The sequence below is a fragment of the Verrucosispora sp. CNZ293 genome (assembly GCF_002754655.1).
The window spans coordinates 6,299,786-6,314,577 of sequence record NZ_PEFR01000001.1; the positions used below are offsets into that span (position 1 = coordinate 6,299,786).

Annotated in this window: 19 protein-coding genes and 1 pseudogene; 13 read left to right on the plus strand and 7 right to left on the minus strand. The window is 70.6% G+C overall.

The annotated features are described in order from the left end of the window. Positions 1-58 precede the first annotated feature (58 nt). The 7 genes and pseudogenes from CLT74_RS28750 (at position 59) to CLT74_RS28775 (ending at position 4,430) form a co-directional block, all read left to right on the plus strand. Entirely contained in the window at positions 59-487 is a 429-nt protein-coding gene (locus tag CLT74_RS28750; protein WP_099850603.1) for a DUF3592 domain-containing protein, read from the plus strand. Between the two features lie 300 nt (positions 488-787). Further along, a pseudogene (locus tag CLT74_RS31615) lies at positions 788-955 on the plus strand (PadR family transcriptional regulator); the annotation flags it as partial. Between the two features lie 35 nt (positions 956-990). Then, the gene (locus CLT74_RS31620; protein WP_486582664.1) at positions 991-1,113 is read left to right on the plus strand and encodes a hypothetical protein; all 123 of its coding nucleotides are present in this window, start codon (positions 991-993) and stop codon (positions 1,111-1,113) included. After that, positions 1,110-1,496 carry a DUF1048 domain-containing protein gene (locus tag CLT74_RS28760; protein WP_486582665.1) on the plus strand — a complete coding sequence of 129 codons (387 nt, stop codon included), beginning with the start codon at positions 1,110-1,112 and terminating at the stop codon, positions 1,494-1,496. The genes CLT74_RS31620 and CLT74_RS28760 overlap by 4 nt, the downstream gene beginning before the upstream one ends. Further along, positions 1,493-2,305, plus strand: coding sequence for an ABC transporter ATP-binding protein (locus CLT74_RS28765; RefSeq protein ID WP_099850606.1), 813 nt, complete (start codon positions 1,493-1,495; stop codon positions 2,303-2,305). The genes CLT74_RS28760 and CLT74_RS28765 overlap by 4 nt, the downstream gene beginning before the upstream one ends. Continuing rightward, positions 2,302-3,066 (plus strand): ABC transporter permease, encoded by a 765-nt coding sequence (locus CLT74_RS28770; RefSeq protein ID WP_099850608.1) that lies wholly within the window; start codon positions 2,302-2,304, stop codon positions 3,064-3,066. The genes CLT74_RS28765 and CLT74_RS28770 overlap by 4 nt, the downstream gene beginning before the upstream one ends. 107 nt (positions 3,067-3,173) lie before the next feature. After that, positions 3,174-4,430, plus strand: a complete 1,257-nt coding sequence (locus tag CLT74_RS28775; protein WP_099850610.1) for a PP2C family protein-serine/threonine phosphatase — start codon at positions 3,174-3,176, stop codon at positions 4,428-4,430. Positions 4,431-4,445: 15 nt separating this feature from the next. On the opposite strand, the gene CLT74_RS28780 is transcribed toward CLT74_RS28775, so the two are convergent. Then, positions 4,446-4,799, minus strand: coding sequence for an STAS domain-containing protein (locus tag CLT74_RS28780; protein ID WP_099850612.1), 354 nt, complete (start codon positions 4,797-4,799; stop codon positions 4,446-4,448). Between the two features lie 124 nt (positions 4,800-4,923). Beyond that, positions 4,924-5,706 (minus strand): aminoglycoside phosphotransferase family protein, encoded by a 783-nt coding sequence (locus tag CLT74_RS28785; protein WP_099850614.1) that lies wholly within the window; start codon positions 5,704-5,706, stop codon positions 4,924-4,926. 167 nt (positions 5,707-5,873) lie between these two features. On the opposite strand from CLT74_RS28785, the gene CLT74_RS28790 reads away from it, so the two are divergent. The 3 genes from CLT74_RS28790 to CLT74_RS31630 are packed head-to-tail and all read left to right on the plus strand — an operon-like array spanning position 5,874 to position 7,038. Then, the gene (locus tag CLT74_RS28790) at positions 5,874-6,221 is read left to right on the plus strand and encodes a metalloregulator ArsR/SmtB family transcription factor (RefSeq protein WP_099850615.1); all 348 of its coding nucleotides are present in this window, start codon (positions 5,874-5,876) and stop codon (positions 6,219-6,221) included. Continuing rightward, complete coding sequence (locus CLT74_RS31625) at positions 6,218-6,685, plus strand: SRPBCC family protein (RefSeq protein ID WP_099850617.1); 468 nt, start codon at positions 6,218-6,220, stop codon at positions 6,683-6,685. The genes CLT74_RS28790 and CLT74_RS31625 overlap by 4 nt, the downstream gene beginning before the upstream one ends. After that, on the plus strand, positions 6,682-7,038 hold the full coding sequence (locus CLT74_RS31630) for a nuclear transport factor 2 family protein (protein WP_099850619.1): 357 nt from the start codon (positions 6,682-6,684) through the stop codon (positions 7,036-7,038). Before CLT74_RS31625 ends, CLT74_RS31630 begins: the two co-directional genes overlap by 4 nt. A gap of 133 nt (positions 7,039-7,171) precedes the next feature. Here CLT74_RS31630 and CLT74_RS28805 read toward each other — a convergent pair whose 3' ends face one another. The 3 genes from CLT74_RS28805 to CLT74_RS28815 form a co-directional block, all read right to left on the minus strand. Then, a complete protein-coding gene (locus CLT74_RS28805) occupies positions 7,172-8,317 on the minus strand; it encodes a DUF6596 domain-containing protein (RefSeq protein ID WP_099850621.1) in 1,146 nt (381 codons plus the stop codon). A gap of 6 nt (positions 8,318-8,323) precedes the next feature. Further along, positions 8,324-8,731 (minus strand): YciI family protein, encoded by a 408-nt coding sequence (locus CLT74_RS28810; RefSeq protein WP_099850623.1) that lies wholly within the window; start codon positions 8,729-8,731, stop codon positions 8,324-8,326. Positions 8,732-8,855: 124 nt separating this feature from the next. Then, entirely contained in the window at positions 8,856-9,734 is an 879-nt protein-coding gene (locus tag CLT74_RS28815; RefSeq protein ID WP_099850625.1) for a dihydrodipicolinate synthase family protein, read from the minus strand. A 70-nt stretch (positions 9,735-9,804) separates the two neighbouring features. On the opposite strand from CLT74_RS28815, the gene CLT74_RS28820 reads away from it, so the two are divergent. Beyond that, on the plus strand, positions 9,805-10,713 hold the full coding sequence (locus CLT74_RS28820; protein WP_099850627.1) for a LysR family transcriptional regulator: 909 nt from the start codon (positions 9,805-9,807) through the stop codon (positions 10,711-10,713). 103 nt (positions 10,714-10,816) lie between these two features. Here CLT74_RS28820 and CLT74_RS28825 read toward each other — a convergent pair whose 3' ends face one another. Both CLT74_RS28825 and CLT74_RS28830 read right to left on the minus strand, forming a co-directional pair. After that, complete coding sequence (locus CLT74_RS28825) at positions 10,817-11,905, minus strand: hypothetical protein (RefSeq protein WP_099850629.1); 1,089 nt, start codon at positions 11,903-11,905, stop codon at positions 10,817-10,819. 148 nt (positions 11,906-12,053) lie between these two features. Beyond that, positions 12,054-12,437 carry a DoxX family protein gene (locus CLT74_RS28830; RefSeq protein WP_099850631.1) on the minus strand — a complete coding sequence of 128 codons (384 nt, stop codon included), beginning with the start codon at positions 12,435-12,437 and terminating at the stop codon, positions 12,054-12,056. 167 nt (positions 12,438-12,604) lie between these two features. Between CLT74_RS28830 and CLT74_RS28835 the strand changes: the two genes are divergently transcribed. Together CLT74_RS28835 and CLT74_RS28840 are read left to right on the plus strand one after the other, a co-directional pair. Continuing rightward, the gene (locus tag CLT74_RS28835; RefSeq protein WP_099850633.1) at positions 12,605-13,513 is read left to right on the plus strand and encodes an aminoglycoside phosphotransferase family protein; all 909 of its coding nucleotides are present in this window, start codon (positions 12,605-12,607) and stop codon (positions 13,511-13,513) included. A 34-nt stretch (positions 13,514-13,547) separates the two neighbouring features. Then, positions 13,548-14,786: an acyl-CoA thioesterase/bile acid-CoA:amino acid N-acyltransferase family protein gene (locus CLT74_RS28840; RefSeq protein ID WP_143697219.1), complete on the plus strand. Its 1,239-nt coding sequence runs from the start codon at positions 13,548-13,550 to the stop codon at positions 14,784-14,786. The last annotated feature ends 6 nt before the right edge of the window (positions 14,787-14,792 follow it).

The window sequence follows — 14,792 nt, forward strand, 5'->3', positions numbered from 1 at the left end:
CAGCCGATGGCGTCCCGGCTACTCGCTCCGGCACCCGGCCCTTGGCGTTCCCTTTGGCGTGTTGCTGGTGCTGGTCGTCGTCTACTGCGGTCTCGGCAACCTGCACCACCGGAACGAGCTGGTGGAACGGGGCGAGCGGACGGTCGGGACGGTGCGCGAGCTGCACGGTCGGAATTCGTGGGCGTCGGTCGGCTTCACCACCCGAAGCGGGGACAAGGTCACCACCTGGGCCAGACATTCTTTCTGGACCGAGCCGAGTGTCGGGGCAGAGGTCGACGTGATCTACGACCGTGCCGACCCGATCGGGAGCGCTTACCTGTCGGGCAACGAACCGGGAATGCTCCCCGCGATTTTTCTCCTCGGCGGCGGCGTCGTGCTGGCGGTGGCTTACGCGTGGTGGCTGCGGCGGCACTGGAACCGGCTGCGAAACGAGGCAGACGCGTGGCGCCGTCGCTACCCTGTGCCTCGGCTCGGCACACGGCGATAGCGGACCGGCAGGCGAACGCTGCGCCGGTACACCGACCTGCGGCGCGTCCGCTGGTCGACACGCTCAGAGGGTCGAGCATCGGCAATCTCAAGGAGCGACCTCCGGGGAGCCAGTAGGCCGTGGTGCGCCTGGGGGCTCTGCTCGTTTGGATCCGACGAGACGCGACCGCGCGCTGTAGCTGGTTCTGGAATCCCTCGGTATTCAGTGTTGCTATCTACCGGTACCTAGCGATACTCTGTACCAGTAGTCAGCGTCGCTGGGTAGCGAGGAGAAGATGGCATGGGCAACCAGATGACGGAGATGCTGAAGGGCACCCTCGAAGGGATCGTCCTGGCGATCCTGGCCCGCGAGTCCGCATACGGCTACGAGATCACCGCGTGGCTGCGTGACCGTGGTTTCTCGGACATCGCGGAAGGCACCATCTACGCGCTGCTCGTCCGCGTCGAGCAGCGCGGGTTCGTGGACGTGGAGAAGGTTCCCTCCGAAAAAGGGCCCCGCGGAAGGTGTATTCGCTCAACGCGAAGGGGCGGGACCAGCTCGCCGAGTTCTGGCGGACGTGGAGCGTCCTCGCGGACCGCATCGAGCAACTCCGGCACAACGACAACCAGCAGGATGAGGGAGCATGAGCATGGCCGCGAAGTGGATCGAGATGCTTGTCGGATCGCTCGAGCAGAAGAAGCAGTACCGGCACAACATGGCTCGGATCGATGGCCTGCCGGAGCCGTATCGCGGCTCGGCCAAGGCGCTGCACAGGTACTTCATGTACCAGGGCGGCATCCTCGACGGCGACATGATCACCACGATGCTCGGCGACTTCGTCGACCTCTGGGAGCGTGCGGTCGCCGACGGAACGCCGGTCCGCGCGATCGTCGGCGACGATCCGGTCGAGTTCGCCGAGACGTTCGTGCAGGCGTACGCCGGTAGGCAGTGGATCGACAAGGAGCGCGCGCGCCTCCGGAAGGCGATCGACGCCGCCGACGACAACAACGGAGAGGGGAAGGGCGCATGACCGCCGAGGCGCGTGAGCCCGCGATCAGGGTGCGGGCCGTCACGAAGTCCTACAAGGACCTGCACGTGCTACGGGGCGTCGACTTCGACGTGGCGGCCGGGAGCATCTTCGCGCTGCTCGGTTCGAACGGCGCCGGAAAGACCACGCTGGTGCGGATCCTGTCGACGTTGCTCAAGGCCGACAGCGGCAGCGCGAGCGTCCATGGCTTCGATGTCTCCTCGGCATCGGCCGAGGTTCGCAAGTCGATAAGCCTGACCGGCCAGTTCGCCGCGGTCGACGAGGTGCTCACCGGCCGGGAGAATCTGGTCCTGGTCGCGAAGCTCCGCCACATCAAGGACCCGGGTGCGATCGCCGACGACCTGCTCGCCCGTTTCTCGCTCACTGATGCCGGGAACCGCCGCGCGGCGACGTACTCGGGCGGCATGCGGCGACGGCTGGACATCGCGATGAGCCTGGTCGGCAACCCGCCTGTCGTATTCCTCGACGAGCCGACCACCGGCCTCGATCCGCAGGCGCGCATCGAGGTCTGGCAGACGGTGAAGCAACTCGCCCAGGGTGGCACCACCATCCTGCTGACCACCCAGTACCTCGACGAGGCCGAGCAGCTCGCCGACCGGATCGCGATCCTGCACAAGGGCACGATCATCCAGAACGGCACCCTCGCCGAGCTGAAGCAGCTCCTCCCGTCCGCCAAGGTCGAGTACGTCGAGAAGCAGCCGAGCCTTGAGGACGTCTTCCTCGCCCTCGTCGGCGAGACCAGTGACACCGGCGACCGGGCGGTCACGCCCGCAGGAGGGGAATCCCGATGACTGCCCACGTTCTCAGCGACACCGGAACCCTCACCGGCCGCTCGCTGCGTCACATCCTCCGCAGCCCGGACACCATCATCACCACCGCGGTGACCCCGATCGCGCTGCTGCTTCTTTTCGTGTACGTGCTGGGCGGAGCCATAAACACCGGAACCGGTGAGTCGTACATCAACTACATGCTCCCGGGCATCCTGCTCATCACGATCGCGTCCGGCATCGCCTATACGGCGTACCGTCTGTTTCTCGACATGCAGGGCGGCATCTTCGAGCGCTTCCAGTCGATGCCGATCTCGCGACCCGCAGTTCTCTGGGCGCACGTCCTGACCTCACTTGTCGCCAACCTGGCCTCGCTTGTGATCGTCATAGGCGTCGCACTGCTCATGGGGTTCCGCACCGGCGCATCCATAGTCGACTGGCTCGCCGTCGCCGGCATCCTGATCCTGTTCATCCTCGCCCTCAGCTGGATCGCCGTGATGCCGGGCCTGACCGCCAAGACCATCGACGGTGCCAGCGGCTTCAGCTACCCGCTGATCTTCCTGCCCTTCATCAGCTCGGCGTTCGTGCCCACCGACTCGATGCCCGGCCCGGTCGCGTGGTTCGCCGAGAACCAGCCGGTGACGTCCATCGTGAACACTGTCCGCGCGCTGCTCGCGGAGCAACCCGTCGGAAACGACATCTGGGTCGCCCTCGGCTGGTGCGTCGGCCTGCTCCTGGTCGCCTACGTCGGCGCGACAGCGATCTACCGCAAGAAGATCAGCTGACCGACCGCAGAAACGGCGCCGCATCCGTACGGATGCGGCGCTGTTCCCTGTGGCGTAGCCGGCCTAGGGCGAGCTGAGTGTGTCGGGGCTGTTCGTAGACTTCGGGGGTGGAGAGCAGTCAGGGGCGAGTTCTGGCCGGCTTGTTGGACGCGGCGGAGAACGCCTCGCCGGTGGAGGCCGTCGAGGCGGTCACCCGTGGGGTTGGCGAGGCGCTCGGCGCGACGGCGGTCTCGTTCCTGATTGCCGATCTCAGCGGTCGGGCGTTGGTTCGGCTGGCTCATGTGCCGCTGCACGGCACGGGCGGGACCCGCCGCCACGGCGACGAGACCGCCACCGTGCTGCCGTTCGATGGAGGTCCCGCGGAGCAGGCGTTGCGTACGCAGAAGGTGCAGGTGACCAAGCGGTCCGATGGCTGGACGGTGCTGGCGCCGGTGACCGACCGCGGTGAGGCGATCGGCCTGCTGGAGATGGCGTTACCCGCGGAGCCGGCCGCGCAGGCGCTGGGGGAGATCGTCCGTACGGCGCACGCGTTGGCATTCGTGGTGATCGCGAACCGGCGACACACCGACCTGTTCGAGTGGGGGCAACGCACGACCCCGTTCACGCTGTCCGCCGAGATCCAACGCCGTCTGCTGCCGGGCGCATTCACGTGTGAGGCGAGTGCGTTCACCCTGTCCGGGTGGTTGGAACCGGCTGCCAGCATCGGCGGGGACACCTTCGACTACAGCCTGGGCCGCGACGTGCTGCACTTCAGCGTCACCGACGCGATGGGCCACGGGGTGGCCAGCGCGCTGACCGCCACCCTGGGAGTGGGCAGCCTGCGCAACACCCGCCGCCGGAGCGTGGGCCTGGTCGAGCAGGCCGACGCCGCGAACGCCGCCGTAGCCGAACACGCAGGGGTACGTGGCAGTTACGTCACGGCGGTTCTCGGCCGCCTGTACCTACGCACCGGAGTGTGCGCGTTGCTCAACGCCGGGCATGTCCCGCCGCTGCTGATCCGTGACGGTGACGCGCAGCCCGTGTCGCTGCCGGGGAACTTTCCGCTCGGCATGTTCGCCGAGGCCGAGTACCGCCACGCGGAGATCACGCTGCAACCCGGCGATCGTCTGGTCGTCGTGACCGACGGCATGCTGGAGCGCAACGCCGCCGGCTTGGACCTGCCGGCTGTGTTGCGGTCGATCTGTGATCTGCACCCGCGCGAGGCTGCCCGGGCGTTGGCCGACGCCGTGCTTGAGGTGGCCGGGCCCAGCCTGGCCGATGACGCGACCCTGCTGATCCTCGACTGGTACGGCGGGCATCAACGAGTTCGCCGGGCCAGCGCGGGCGCGGACTCGGAGCGGGCCAGCGCGGCGCTCACCGACTGACCACTGCCCGCCGGGTCACGCCGTCCGGGGGTGGCATGTCGCTTCGGCGCCCTGCACGTCGTCGTAGATGTCGACCACCCGATCCACCGACGTGATCTTCAGGACGCGGCGTACCCCGGGCTGCACCGACGCCAGGCAGAGCCGGCCGCCGACGTCGCGCAACGCCTTGAACATCACCACCAGCGTGCCCAGTGCGCTGGAGTCAATGAACCTCACTCCTGCCAGGTCCACCACCACCTGCCGGTCGCCGGCGTCGATCAGCTGCTGCAGGCTGTCGCGCAGCTGCGGGGAGGTCGCCATGTCGAGATCACCACTCGCCTCGACCACGGTGCAGCCCAGCCCCGGCCGAGCCGACAACAGCAGATCCACAACGGCCTCCCAGCGCGGACGATTCGTACCCACTCTAGGTGTCCCTGCGGCGGAGCGCTGCCGGCGGTCGACAGCACCGTAGGCACCGGCCGTCAGGACGGCGGCAACGCCGGTCCCGGCGGGTTCAGTGGCGCAGAGCGCGTTCGAAGACCGGGCGGTTGGCGCGTATGTACGTCGCGTCGTTGAGGTACTGGATGTGGTGTCCGTCGGCCAGGTGGCCGGCGAAGGCGGCGTTACCGGCGGCTGCCTGGTCGTGCATGAAGTCGACAAGCGCGTGGAGCCGGGCGACTGCGACGTCGACCAGGCCGGCTCGGGCGCTGTCGTGCAGCCCGTAGCTGTCGCAGAACGTCCGGAGCCGGGCGGCCTGTTCCCCGGTGGTGCCGAAGCCGTCGGTGTTCTCCGGCGCGGTCATCGGCACCCATCGGTAGGCCGCGTAGGCGACGTCCCAGACCCGGGGACCTGGCTGGGCGTGATCGAAGTCGATGATGCCCACGACCCGGTTGCCGTCCAGCACGCAGTTGTGCGGCGCGTAGTCACCGTGACAGATGACCTCGACCGGCTCGGTCGCCGGCACTTGCCAGCCGTCGCGTGGTGCCCGCCGCGCGTACTCGGCAGTCGCGTCGTGGTACGCCCTCAGCAGCCGTGCCGCACTCTCCAGCGCCTCCGTCGAGGCCGCTGCGGCGGTGGGTGGATAGTTCGACACCTCGCCGGGCAGGAAGTCGAGGATCTCGAAACCGGGCTCGCTGGTGTCGCGTACCCGGGGTGCCGTCGTGAAGCCCTCGGCGGCGAGCTGCCGCAGCAGTCCGTGGACCCGCGCGGACCAGGGGCCGGTAGGGCGGCGCACTGTGTCGCCGATCCGAACGACCTCGTTGACGCCACCGCCGGTCAGGATCTCCCGCTCGACCATCCGCCCCACTCCACTGCCCACGCCGTTCGACAAGCCGACAAGCCGACCCTGACCGTACGACGATACGAACCAGCTTCGAACTGTGGCGTGGCGGACCGGCTGGCGGGGACACCACGACTATGCAAACAATGCGTTTCGCAAATGACTGTTTGTGTTAGCGTGGGGCCATGTCCACCTCGCTGGCGGTACCCGCCCCGGAGCTCGACTCCGCTTTCGCCGCCCTCGGCGACCCCGTCCGGCGCGCCCTGGTGACCCGCCTCGCGCACGGTGACGCCACGGTGCGGGAGCTCGCTGAACCGTTCGACCTGACCCCACAGGCGATCTCGCACCACGTCGGGGTCCTGCGCCGGTGCGGCCTCATCGAGCAGCGGCGCGAGGGCACGAGACGGCCCTGCCGGTTGAGAGTCGATCAGCTGTCGTTGCTCCGCACCTGGATCGACGACCAACGCCGGGTCTGGGACGACCGGCTCGACGCGCTTGAGCGGCACCTCGTCGACGAGGAGGCGGTCCGATGACCGCCAGCTCCGAGCTTCGCGGCGACGAGCTGATCGCCAGCCGCCACCTCCCGGCCGACCCCGGACGCGTCTGGGTCGCCTTCACCTCACCGGCGGGCATCGCGGCGTTCTGGGGCGGCTCCCACGCCGTCGTGCCGCCCGAGTCCGTGCTCGTGGACCTGCGCCCCGGCGGGGAGTTCGCGCTCGACACCCGCGCACCGGACGGCGCCACCCGCCGGCTCCGGTTCGTCTACGTGAGCGTCACCGCACCGCACGAGCTCGTGTTCGACGAGCCACTGACCGGGCTGCGGACAACCGTAAGCGTCCGGCCCGCTGCCGGCGGCACGGATCTCACAGTGCACCAGCGCCGGCTGCCCGTCGAGCTGCGCACGACCCAGGCGGCCGAAGGGCTCGCCTCGATCCTCGACGCGCTGGCGGCTCACCTGCAACACCCCGACGCCATACCAGGACGGAGCACACGATGACCCGGCAGACCCAGCGCGACCTCGTCGCGGATTACCTCGAAGGATTCCGGACGAGCGACCACAGGCGAATCCTCGCCACCCTCACCGACGACGTCGAGTGGGTCATCCACGGCCACCGGACCACCCGGGGCAAGACCGAGTTCGACAGCGAGATCGAGAATCCGGCGTTCACCGGCAGCCCTCAACTCGACGTCCAGCGCGTGTACGAGGACGGCCCGGTGGTCGTCACCACCGGCGAGGGGCGTGGGACGAGCGTCGAACACGGACCGTTCCGGTTCGCCTTCAACGATCTGTTCACCTTCCGCGACGGGCTGATCGCCCGCGTCGACTCCTACGTCGTCCCACTGCCCTGACGGGCTGCCGGCGCGTTCAGCCGAGCTGTTCGGCCAGGCCGTCAAGGTCGTCGACAACGATGAGGACGTTGTCCAACCGCTGGATCGTCATGCCGGATCTCCTCGAGAAAATTCGGCGGCCGTGATCGGCCGGTCAACGGCGTAGGTCCGCGTTGAGTCGGGCGGCCTGCCGCGTGAGATGGTCGACTTCGGGAAGGCTGGGCGCCAGCCGGGCGGCTTCGGCATAGAGCCGCGCCGCGGTCGCCAGCTCACCGGCACGCTCGTGCAAATAGGCGGCGACAGCGCGGTGCCGGGGCAGCGCGGGGTCGAGTTCCGCCAGGGCGGCCAGGCCGGCCCGTGGCCCGTCGGCCTCACCAACCGCGACGGCCCGGTTGAGGCGGGCCACCGGGCTGTCGGTGAGGCGCACCAGTTCGTCGTACCACTCGACGATCTGCACCCAGTCGGTCTCGGCTGCCGTGCGCGCGTCGGCATGCAGCGCGGCGATGGCGGCCTGGGCCTGGTACTCGCCCAGGCGATCGCGGGCCAGCGCGTTCTGGAGCACCTGTACGCCCTCGGCGATGAGGCCGGTGTCCCAGCGGCTGCGGTCCTGTTCGGCAAGCGGCACCAGCCGGCCGCCGGCGGCGGTCCGAGCCGCCCGACGGGCGTGGTGGAGCAACATGAGCGCGAGCAGGCCCGCCACCTCCTCGTGCCGGATCCTCGCCGCCAGTTGGCGGGTGAGCCGGATCGCCTCCGCGGCGAGGTCGACATCGCCCGAATAGCCCTCGTTGAAGACCAGGTAGAGCACGCGCAGCACGGTGGCGACGTCACCTGGCTGGTTGAACCGGACTCCCGAGACGGATCGCTTGGCCCGGCTGATCCGCTGAGCCATTGTCGCCTCCGGCACCAGGTAGGCCCGGGCGATCTGCCGCGTGGTCAGCCCGCCGACCGCCCGCAGCGTCAGCGCGACCGCCGAGGCGGAGGTCAACGACGGGTGCGCGCACAGGAAGTACAGCGCGAGCGTGTCGTCCACCAGCTCGCCCGGGCCGGGCGGGGGCTCGACCTCCACAAGCGCCTCGCGCCGCCGCCGGGAGCTGTCCGCGCGAGCCGCGTCGAGGAACTTCCGCCAGGAGACCGCGACCAGCCAGCCCTTCGGGTCGCGCGGCGGGTCGGTCGGCCACACCCGGACGGCCTCGACAAGCGCGTCCTGCACGGCATCCTCGGCCGTCGCGAAGTCGACTCCGCGACGGACGAGGATGCCGATCACAGCGGGAGTAAGGGCACGTAGGACGGCCTCCTCCACCGGGCGTCACTCCGCGATTGTCGGCGGCGCGGTCAGGAACGGCCGTACCTCGAGCCACTCGTGGAGCGGCTTGCCGCCGACGCCCGGCGCCGCCGACAACTCGCCGGCCAGCTCCAGCGCCCGCTCGTACGTCTCGACGTCGATCACCATCCAGCCGGCGATCAGATCCTTGGTCTCCGCGAACGGGCCGTCGGTGACCGGCGGTCGCCCCTCGCCGTCGTAGCGGACGAACGTTCCCTCCGGGGAGAGCGCCTGCCCCTCGACGAACTCGCCGGTGTCTTCGAGTCGCGCGGCGAAATCGTGCATGTACTGCACGTGGGCCGAGATCTCCTCGGGCGTCCACTTGTCCATCGGCACGTCGGTCAGCGGGGTGGGGCCGCCACGGTAGTGCTTGAGCAGCAGGTACTTGGCCATTGGATGCTCCTTGTCAGGTACGGGCCATTGTGGCCGCGTTCGCAGCGAGGACGGAGCCCGACCCGGCTTCTCGACATGTCGCAGGGAAAATTTTCTGACGGGCTCCGGCGGCAACGCCCTGCGGTCAGGTGAGTACCGCCGCCACCCCGGTCAGGCAGGCCGACGCCCGGGCGGTGGCCGTCGACGTGGCGGGCAGCAGCGGGGGGCGGACGAGCGGCGTCGGGATGCGCCCCTGGGCGTGCAGCACCGCCTTGACCACTGCGGGGTTGGGTTCGGCGAACAACGCGGCCGAGAGGGTGGCGAGCCGGTGGCCGAGCGGCCGGGCCCGGGCGATGTCGCCGCACTGCCAGGCCGAGACCAGGTCGGCGTAGTCGGCGGTGGCGAGGTGCGCGGAGGCGAGGATGCCGCCGGCCGCGCCGAGGGCCAGCAGCGGCGATACGTACGCGTCCTCGCCGCACAGCACGGCGAAGCCGGGTGGCGGATCGGCGAGCAGCGCGATCGTGTCGGCGTCGATCCCGCCGACGGCGTGCTTGACGCCCACCAGGCCGGGCAGCCCGGCGAGACGGCGCAGGGTGCCGACGCCGAGCTGCTGCCCGGTGCGGTACGGCACGTGGTACGCGACAAGCGGCACGGGGGAGTCCTCGGCCAACCTGGCGAAGTGCGCGAGCACCGCCTCCTCGCCGGGGCGGAGAAACGGCGGGACCAGGCAGAGCGCCGCCGTGAGCCCGGGGCGCTCGGCGAGGGCCCGCAGCTCCGGTGCGGTGTGCGCGCCGACCAGGAGGTCGGCCCGGTGCTCCCGGCAGGCCGCGGCGATCGTGTCGACCACCGTCTGCTGTTCGGGGGCGCTGAGGGCGTGCGGCTCGGCGGTGGTGCCGAGGGCGACCAGCCCGACCGCGCCGGCCGCCAGCACCTCGTGGGCGAGGGCGCGCAGCGCGTCGAGGGCGACAGCACCGCTCTCGTCGAACGGCGTGATCATGGGTACGTAGAGCCCGGCAGGTGTCATGCTGCCAGCCTCCGACAGCGGAAGATGAAGCACCAGTTCCGATTACTCATCGGATACGTAAGCTCAACTGATGCTTGATGTCCGCCGGCTCCGCCTGCTGCGGGATCTGTCCCACCTCGGCACCATCGCCGCCGTGGCGGAGGCGCACACCTACACCCCGTCCGCCGTCTCCCAGCAACTCGCCGCGCTGCAACGGCAGGCCGGTGTCGCGCTCCTGGAACGGGCCGGCCGACGGGTCACCCTGACTCCCACCGGTGAGGCGCTGGTCCGACACGCCGAGGTCGTCCTCGCCGCCCTGGAGGCGGCGGACGCGACGCTGGCCGCCGCGCGGGGCGGGCTCTCCGGCACGGTACGCATCGGCGCGTACCCCAGTGCCGTGCGGACGCTGCTGCTGCCCGCCCTGGTCGCGCTCGGCCGTGACCACCCCGCGCTCGACCTGATGGTCACCGAGCTGGACCCGGTCGCGGTGCCCGACGCGCTGCGCGACCGCCGCCTCGACGTGGCGCTCGTGCACGACTACGACATCGTGCCGGTCGAGCCGGATCCGGCGCTGGACTCGGTGCCACTGCTGGACGAGACGGTGTACCTGGCCGTCGGGACGGACCGGCACCACACCGGCGAGCCGATGCGGTCGGTACGCGACGCGGACTGGATCGTGGGCAGCCCGGGCACGCTCTGTCACGCGGTGACCCTGCACGCGTGTGAGCTGGCCGGCTTCCGCCCGACAGTGCGGCACCACGCGGACGACTTCACCGCCGTGCTCGCCCTGGTCGCCGCCGGTCAGGGCGTCGGTCTGGTGCCTCAACTGGCTCTCGGGCGGCCGTCCACCGGGGTGGCCCTGGTTCCCCTCACCATCCGACGGCGTACCCGGATCGCCTACCGGCAGGGCGCGGGTGGGCATCCCGCGGTGGCCGCGAGCGTCGCCGCGCTGCGGGCCGCCGCCCGGGACCTGCCCGGCGGGCACCCGGCCGGTTCCTGAGCCGGGGACCGCCGCCGTACCCGCCGGCGGTCCCCGCCCAGGTGTGCATGGGCGGGGACCGTCGGGCTCAGGCCCTGTGTGGTGGCCCCTGGCCGGCCTACGGCTAGACGCTCGACGAGAAGGTCGAGCTGAACGCGACGTCCTGCGGACGGCCGGCGTTGCTGAAGCAGGCGACCGGCACCACCGCATCACTGCCGAACTGCGCCCACAGCTCCTGGAGGGTGCAGTACGAGGGGCCGTCGCCGATCGCGGTCACCTGCGCGGTGGTGCTCTTCTCGTGCAGAGCCGGGAACTTGACGACGAAGGTGCCGGGGCCGGTGGGCCCGAAGCCGTTGGCGCCGACACCGAGCGGGTACGAGTAGTTCGTCGGGCCGGCGAACGGCGTCGAGAGGTACCCGAAGTGCTTCGGCGGGCCGAACGACGCGTAGACCGAGCGCTCCCGATGGAACGACACGGTGAAGTCGCTGTTCATCAGGGCGCCGGTGACCGGGTTGTGGCAGGCGACGTAGACCACCGCGTCCGGGCCGGACGCGCCCCAGCGGAGGATCTTGCACCGGCGCGGCTGTGCGTTCGGCTGCTGGGCGGTCACCTGCACGTTCCCGGACAGCACGCCGGGTGGCGCGCCTACCGCCGGAAAACGCACGTCGTAGATGCCCACCGCGACGTTGGCGACGGTGACGGGCGCACCTGTGGAGTTGTACGACTGGGCGAGGACGTTTGACAACACCTGCGCCGAGGCGTACGCGCCGACGCCCGCCGGCAGGAGGCCGGAGCTGACCGTCCACAGCACCGTGAACGGGGTGTCGGCCGGGGTGCCGCCGGGACGGAAGCACTGCACGTCGACGATCTCGTCGGCACCCGAGCTGCCCCACCGCACGAGCTGGCAGAAGCGGCCGTCCTTGGCCACGGCGGTGACGTGCGCGTTGCCACGGGAACCCAGGCCGATGCCCGGGAACCGGACCAGGAACCGGCCGGGGGCCACCTTGCCGCCGGTGGCCGTCGGCCCCGGTGCCCAGCTGCCGAACTGGTAGGCCGCGGGCAGCGGCGTCCAGATCGGCACCGTCGGATCGTCGACGTACGCGAACCCGAAGCGGTCGGCGGTGGCGGCTGCGGCCGGTGCGCCCGGGATCGACAGCGCCGCGGCCAGTACCACGGCGATGGCGGCGGAGAGGGGACGGAGACGGAGAGACATGGTCCACTCCAATCGGCAGTGATCGATGCTTACTGCTACTGTTCCGGGTGCCGGTCAAGGTCACAGTCGGCTTGCCTACAACCGGCGGACGGGTGCCCGGCACCAGCGCGGTCGACCTGCCGACACCCGTCGCCGGGCTGGCGGTCGCTCAGCCGGCGAAGGGTTCGGGTCCGAACCGGCCCCAGGCCACGAAGCCGGCCAGGGCGAGGTAGACCAGATTCAACGCGATGAACCGGGCCTCACCGTCGCGGAGATGAGTGACGGCGGCACCGATCATCAGCAGGATCCAGCAGACCGCGGTGACCGGCACCAGCACCGGCGCGACGTCCAGCGCGGCCGGCAGGATCAGGCCGACCGCGGCCAGGAGTTCGAGAATCCCGAGCGTCTTGACGAAGCCGGTGCTGACCCGCCCGGTCCAGCGGGCGCCGGGCATCGTCGCCAGCTTCTCCCTGGGTACGAACGTCTTGCTGATGCCGCCGGCCAGGGCGACGAGGGCGAGCAACCCGGCGGCGATCCACAGGGTGAGGTTCATCAGCTTTCTCCTCGTGGCGTGTCGGTGAAGCCGGCGCGTCCGGCCGACCGCACATCAGATGCCGCCGCCCCGGCCGCTGTGACAGCTCCACCGCGTGACCCCCTTCACAACCGGCGTACGCGAAGAATTGGGTGGCTCACCCGCGCGCCGGGCGCGAGGATCTCGGCGTGACGCTGCACCACTCTGAGATTCCGGTCGACGAGAATGTCGTCAGGGCGTTGGTGACCGAGCAGTGCCCACAGTGGGCACACCTGCCGCTGTCCCGGGCGGGTGCGGGCACCGACAACACCATGTACCGGCTCGGCACCGACCTGCTCGTCCGACTCCCGCGTACCGCCGACAAGGCACCGTCGCTGCGCAAGGAGCAGCGATGGCTGCCCCGGCTGGCGCCGCTGCTCGCCTGCCGCATCCCGGAGCCGGTGCACAGCGGCGTACCGACAGACGCCTACCCGCTGCCCTGGTCGGTCTACCTGTGGATCGACGGCGACGAGGTCGGGCCGGGGACCGTCTCGGACTGGGCGGCCTTCGGCACCGACCTGGCGGCCGTGGTGCGGGAACTGCACGGCGTGGACCTCATGGGAGCGACCCGCACGGGCGAGCTGAGCTGGTACCGAGGGGGAGAGCTGCGGGACTGCGCCGAGTGGATCGGGCACGCCCTCTCCGACTGCCGTGCCATCGTCGGCACGGAGATCGACGTCGACACCCTGGAACGGCTGTGGCAGACGGCGCTCGACCTGCCCGAGCCGTCCGGGCCGCAGGTGTGGCTGCACGGTGATCTCCGGCCCACGAACCTCCTGGTACGGCACGGCAGGTTGCACGCGGTAATCGACTTCGGCGGCCTGTCGGTCGGACTGCCCGACGCCGAGCACGCCCCGGTGTGGGACCTGCCGCCCGAGGCCCGCCACGCCTACCGAAACGCCGTCGACGTCGACGACTCGACCTGGATACGCGCCCGGGCCTGGGCGATCGGCGTGGCCGCCAGCGGCATCCCGTACTACCAGCACAGCTACCCGGCGTTCGTGGCCGAGTGCCGGGCCCGCCTCCAGGCGATCCTCGCCGACGAGCGCCCGTCCTGACGCGAGGTGGACAGCCGGGGATACGGTGCTGTCGATGCCGCGTTGGTCGAGGACGCCCAGGATCCTGCCCGCCGTCATGGTGGTGCTGCTGATCGCGACCCTTCTCGTCGGCGACCGGGGGAGGGGCGGCGCGGCGCACCTGCGGCTGGACGTGACGCCGGCCGTGGCGCTTGTCGACCAGCCGGTGCGGGTACGCGTCAGTGGCCTGGCCGCGAGGGAACCGGTGAGGATCACCGCCGAGGCCCACGATCACGCGGGGCACCTGTGGCGTGCGGAGGCGACCTTCGTGGCCGACGACAACGGTGTGGTGGACGTGTCGCAGGACGCGCCTGTGGACGGGACCTACTCGGGTGTGGACCCGATGGGTCTGTTCTGGTCGATGGATCCGCTCGACGGCGACGCCTCCTCCTTCGCGCCGGTCTGGCCGCACCTACGGCGTGACTTCACGGTCCGGCTGTCGGCTGCGGGGGGCGGGCGCGAGCCGGCCGCCGTCACCGTACGGCGGGACTGGACGGCGGGCGAGGTGTCGTTCACCGAGCTGACCCCGACGGCCCACGGGGTACGCGGGTTGCTCGTCCTTCCCCCGCCGGACGTGCCGCGACGACGCGGGGTGCTGTGGTTCGGTGGCTCGGAGGGCGGCGTCGGCGGGCTGTACGACGCGCCGCTGCTCGCCTCGCGTGGGCACCCGGTGTTGTGCCTGGGCTACTTCGGCGCGTCGGGGCTACCGGACAGCCTGCACGACATTCCGCTGGAGTATTTCGTCACCGCCGCCGAACTACTCGCCCCGTACTCCGCTGGCGAGCCGGCGGTGATCAGTTACTCGCGCGGTACCGAGGCCGCGTTGCTGCTGGCACAGGAGCGGCCCGACCTGGTGGGCGCCGTGGTCGCCTACGCCCCGAGCAGCGTGTTCCACCTCGGTTACCCGTACTCGGGAGCGCCCGCCTGGACCTACCGTGGCCGACCCGTGCCGAGCGGCCCGATCCCGGTCGGCCGGATCGACGCACCGGTACTGGCCATCGCCGGAGCGGACGACCTGCTCTGGGACGCGCCGAGCTACGCCGCCGAGCTGTTGCGGGCTCTCGGCGGCCCACCCCACCGTGTGCTGCTCTACCCGGACGCCGGTCACGGCGTCGGCACCTTCCCGTACCTACCGTCGAAGACGGTGCACCAGGGACGCACCGGCGAGCAGACACACGGCGGCTCCCGGGCGGGTGACGCCGCCGCGCGCCGGGACGGGTGGTCCGAGGTGCTCAACTTCCTCGCCACCCTTTGACCGCCG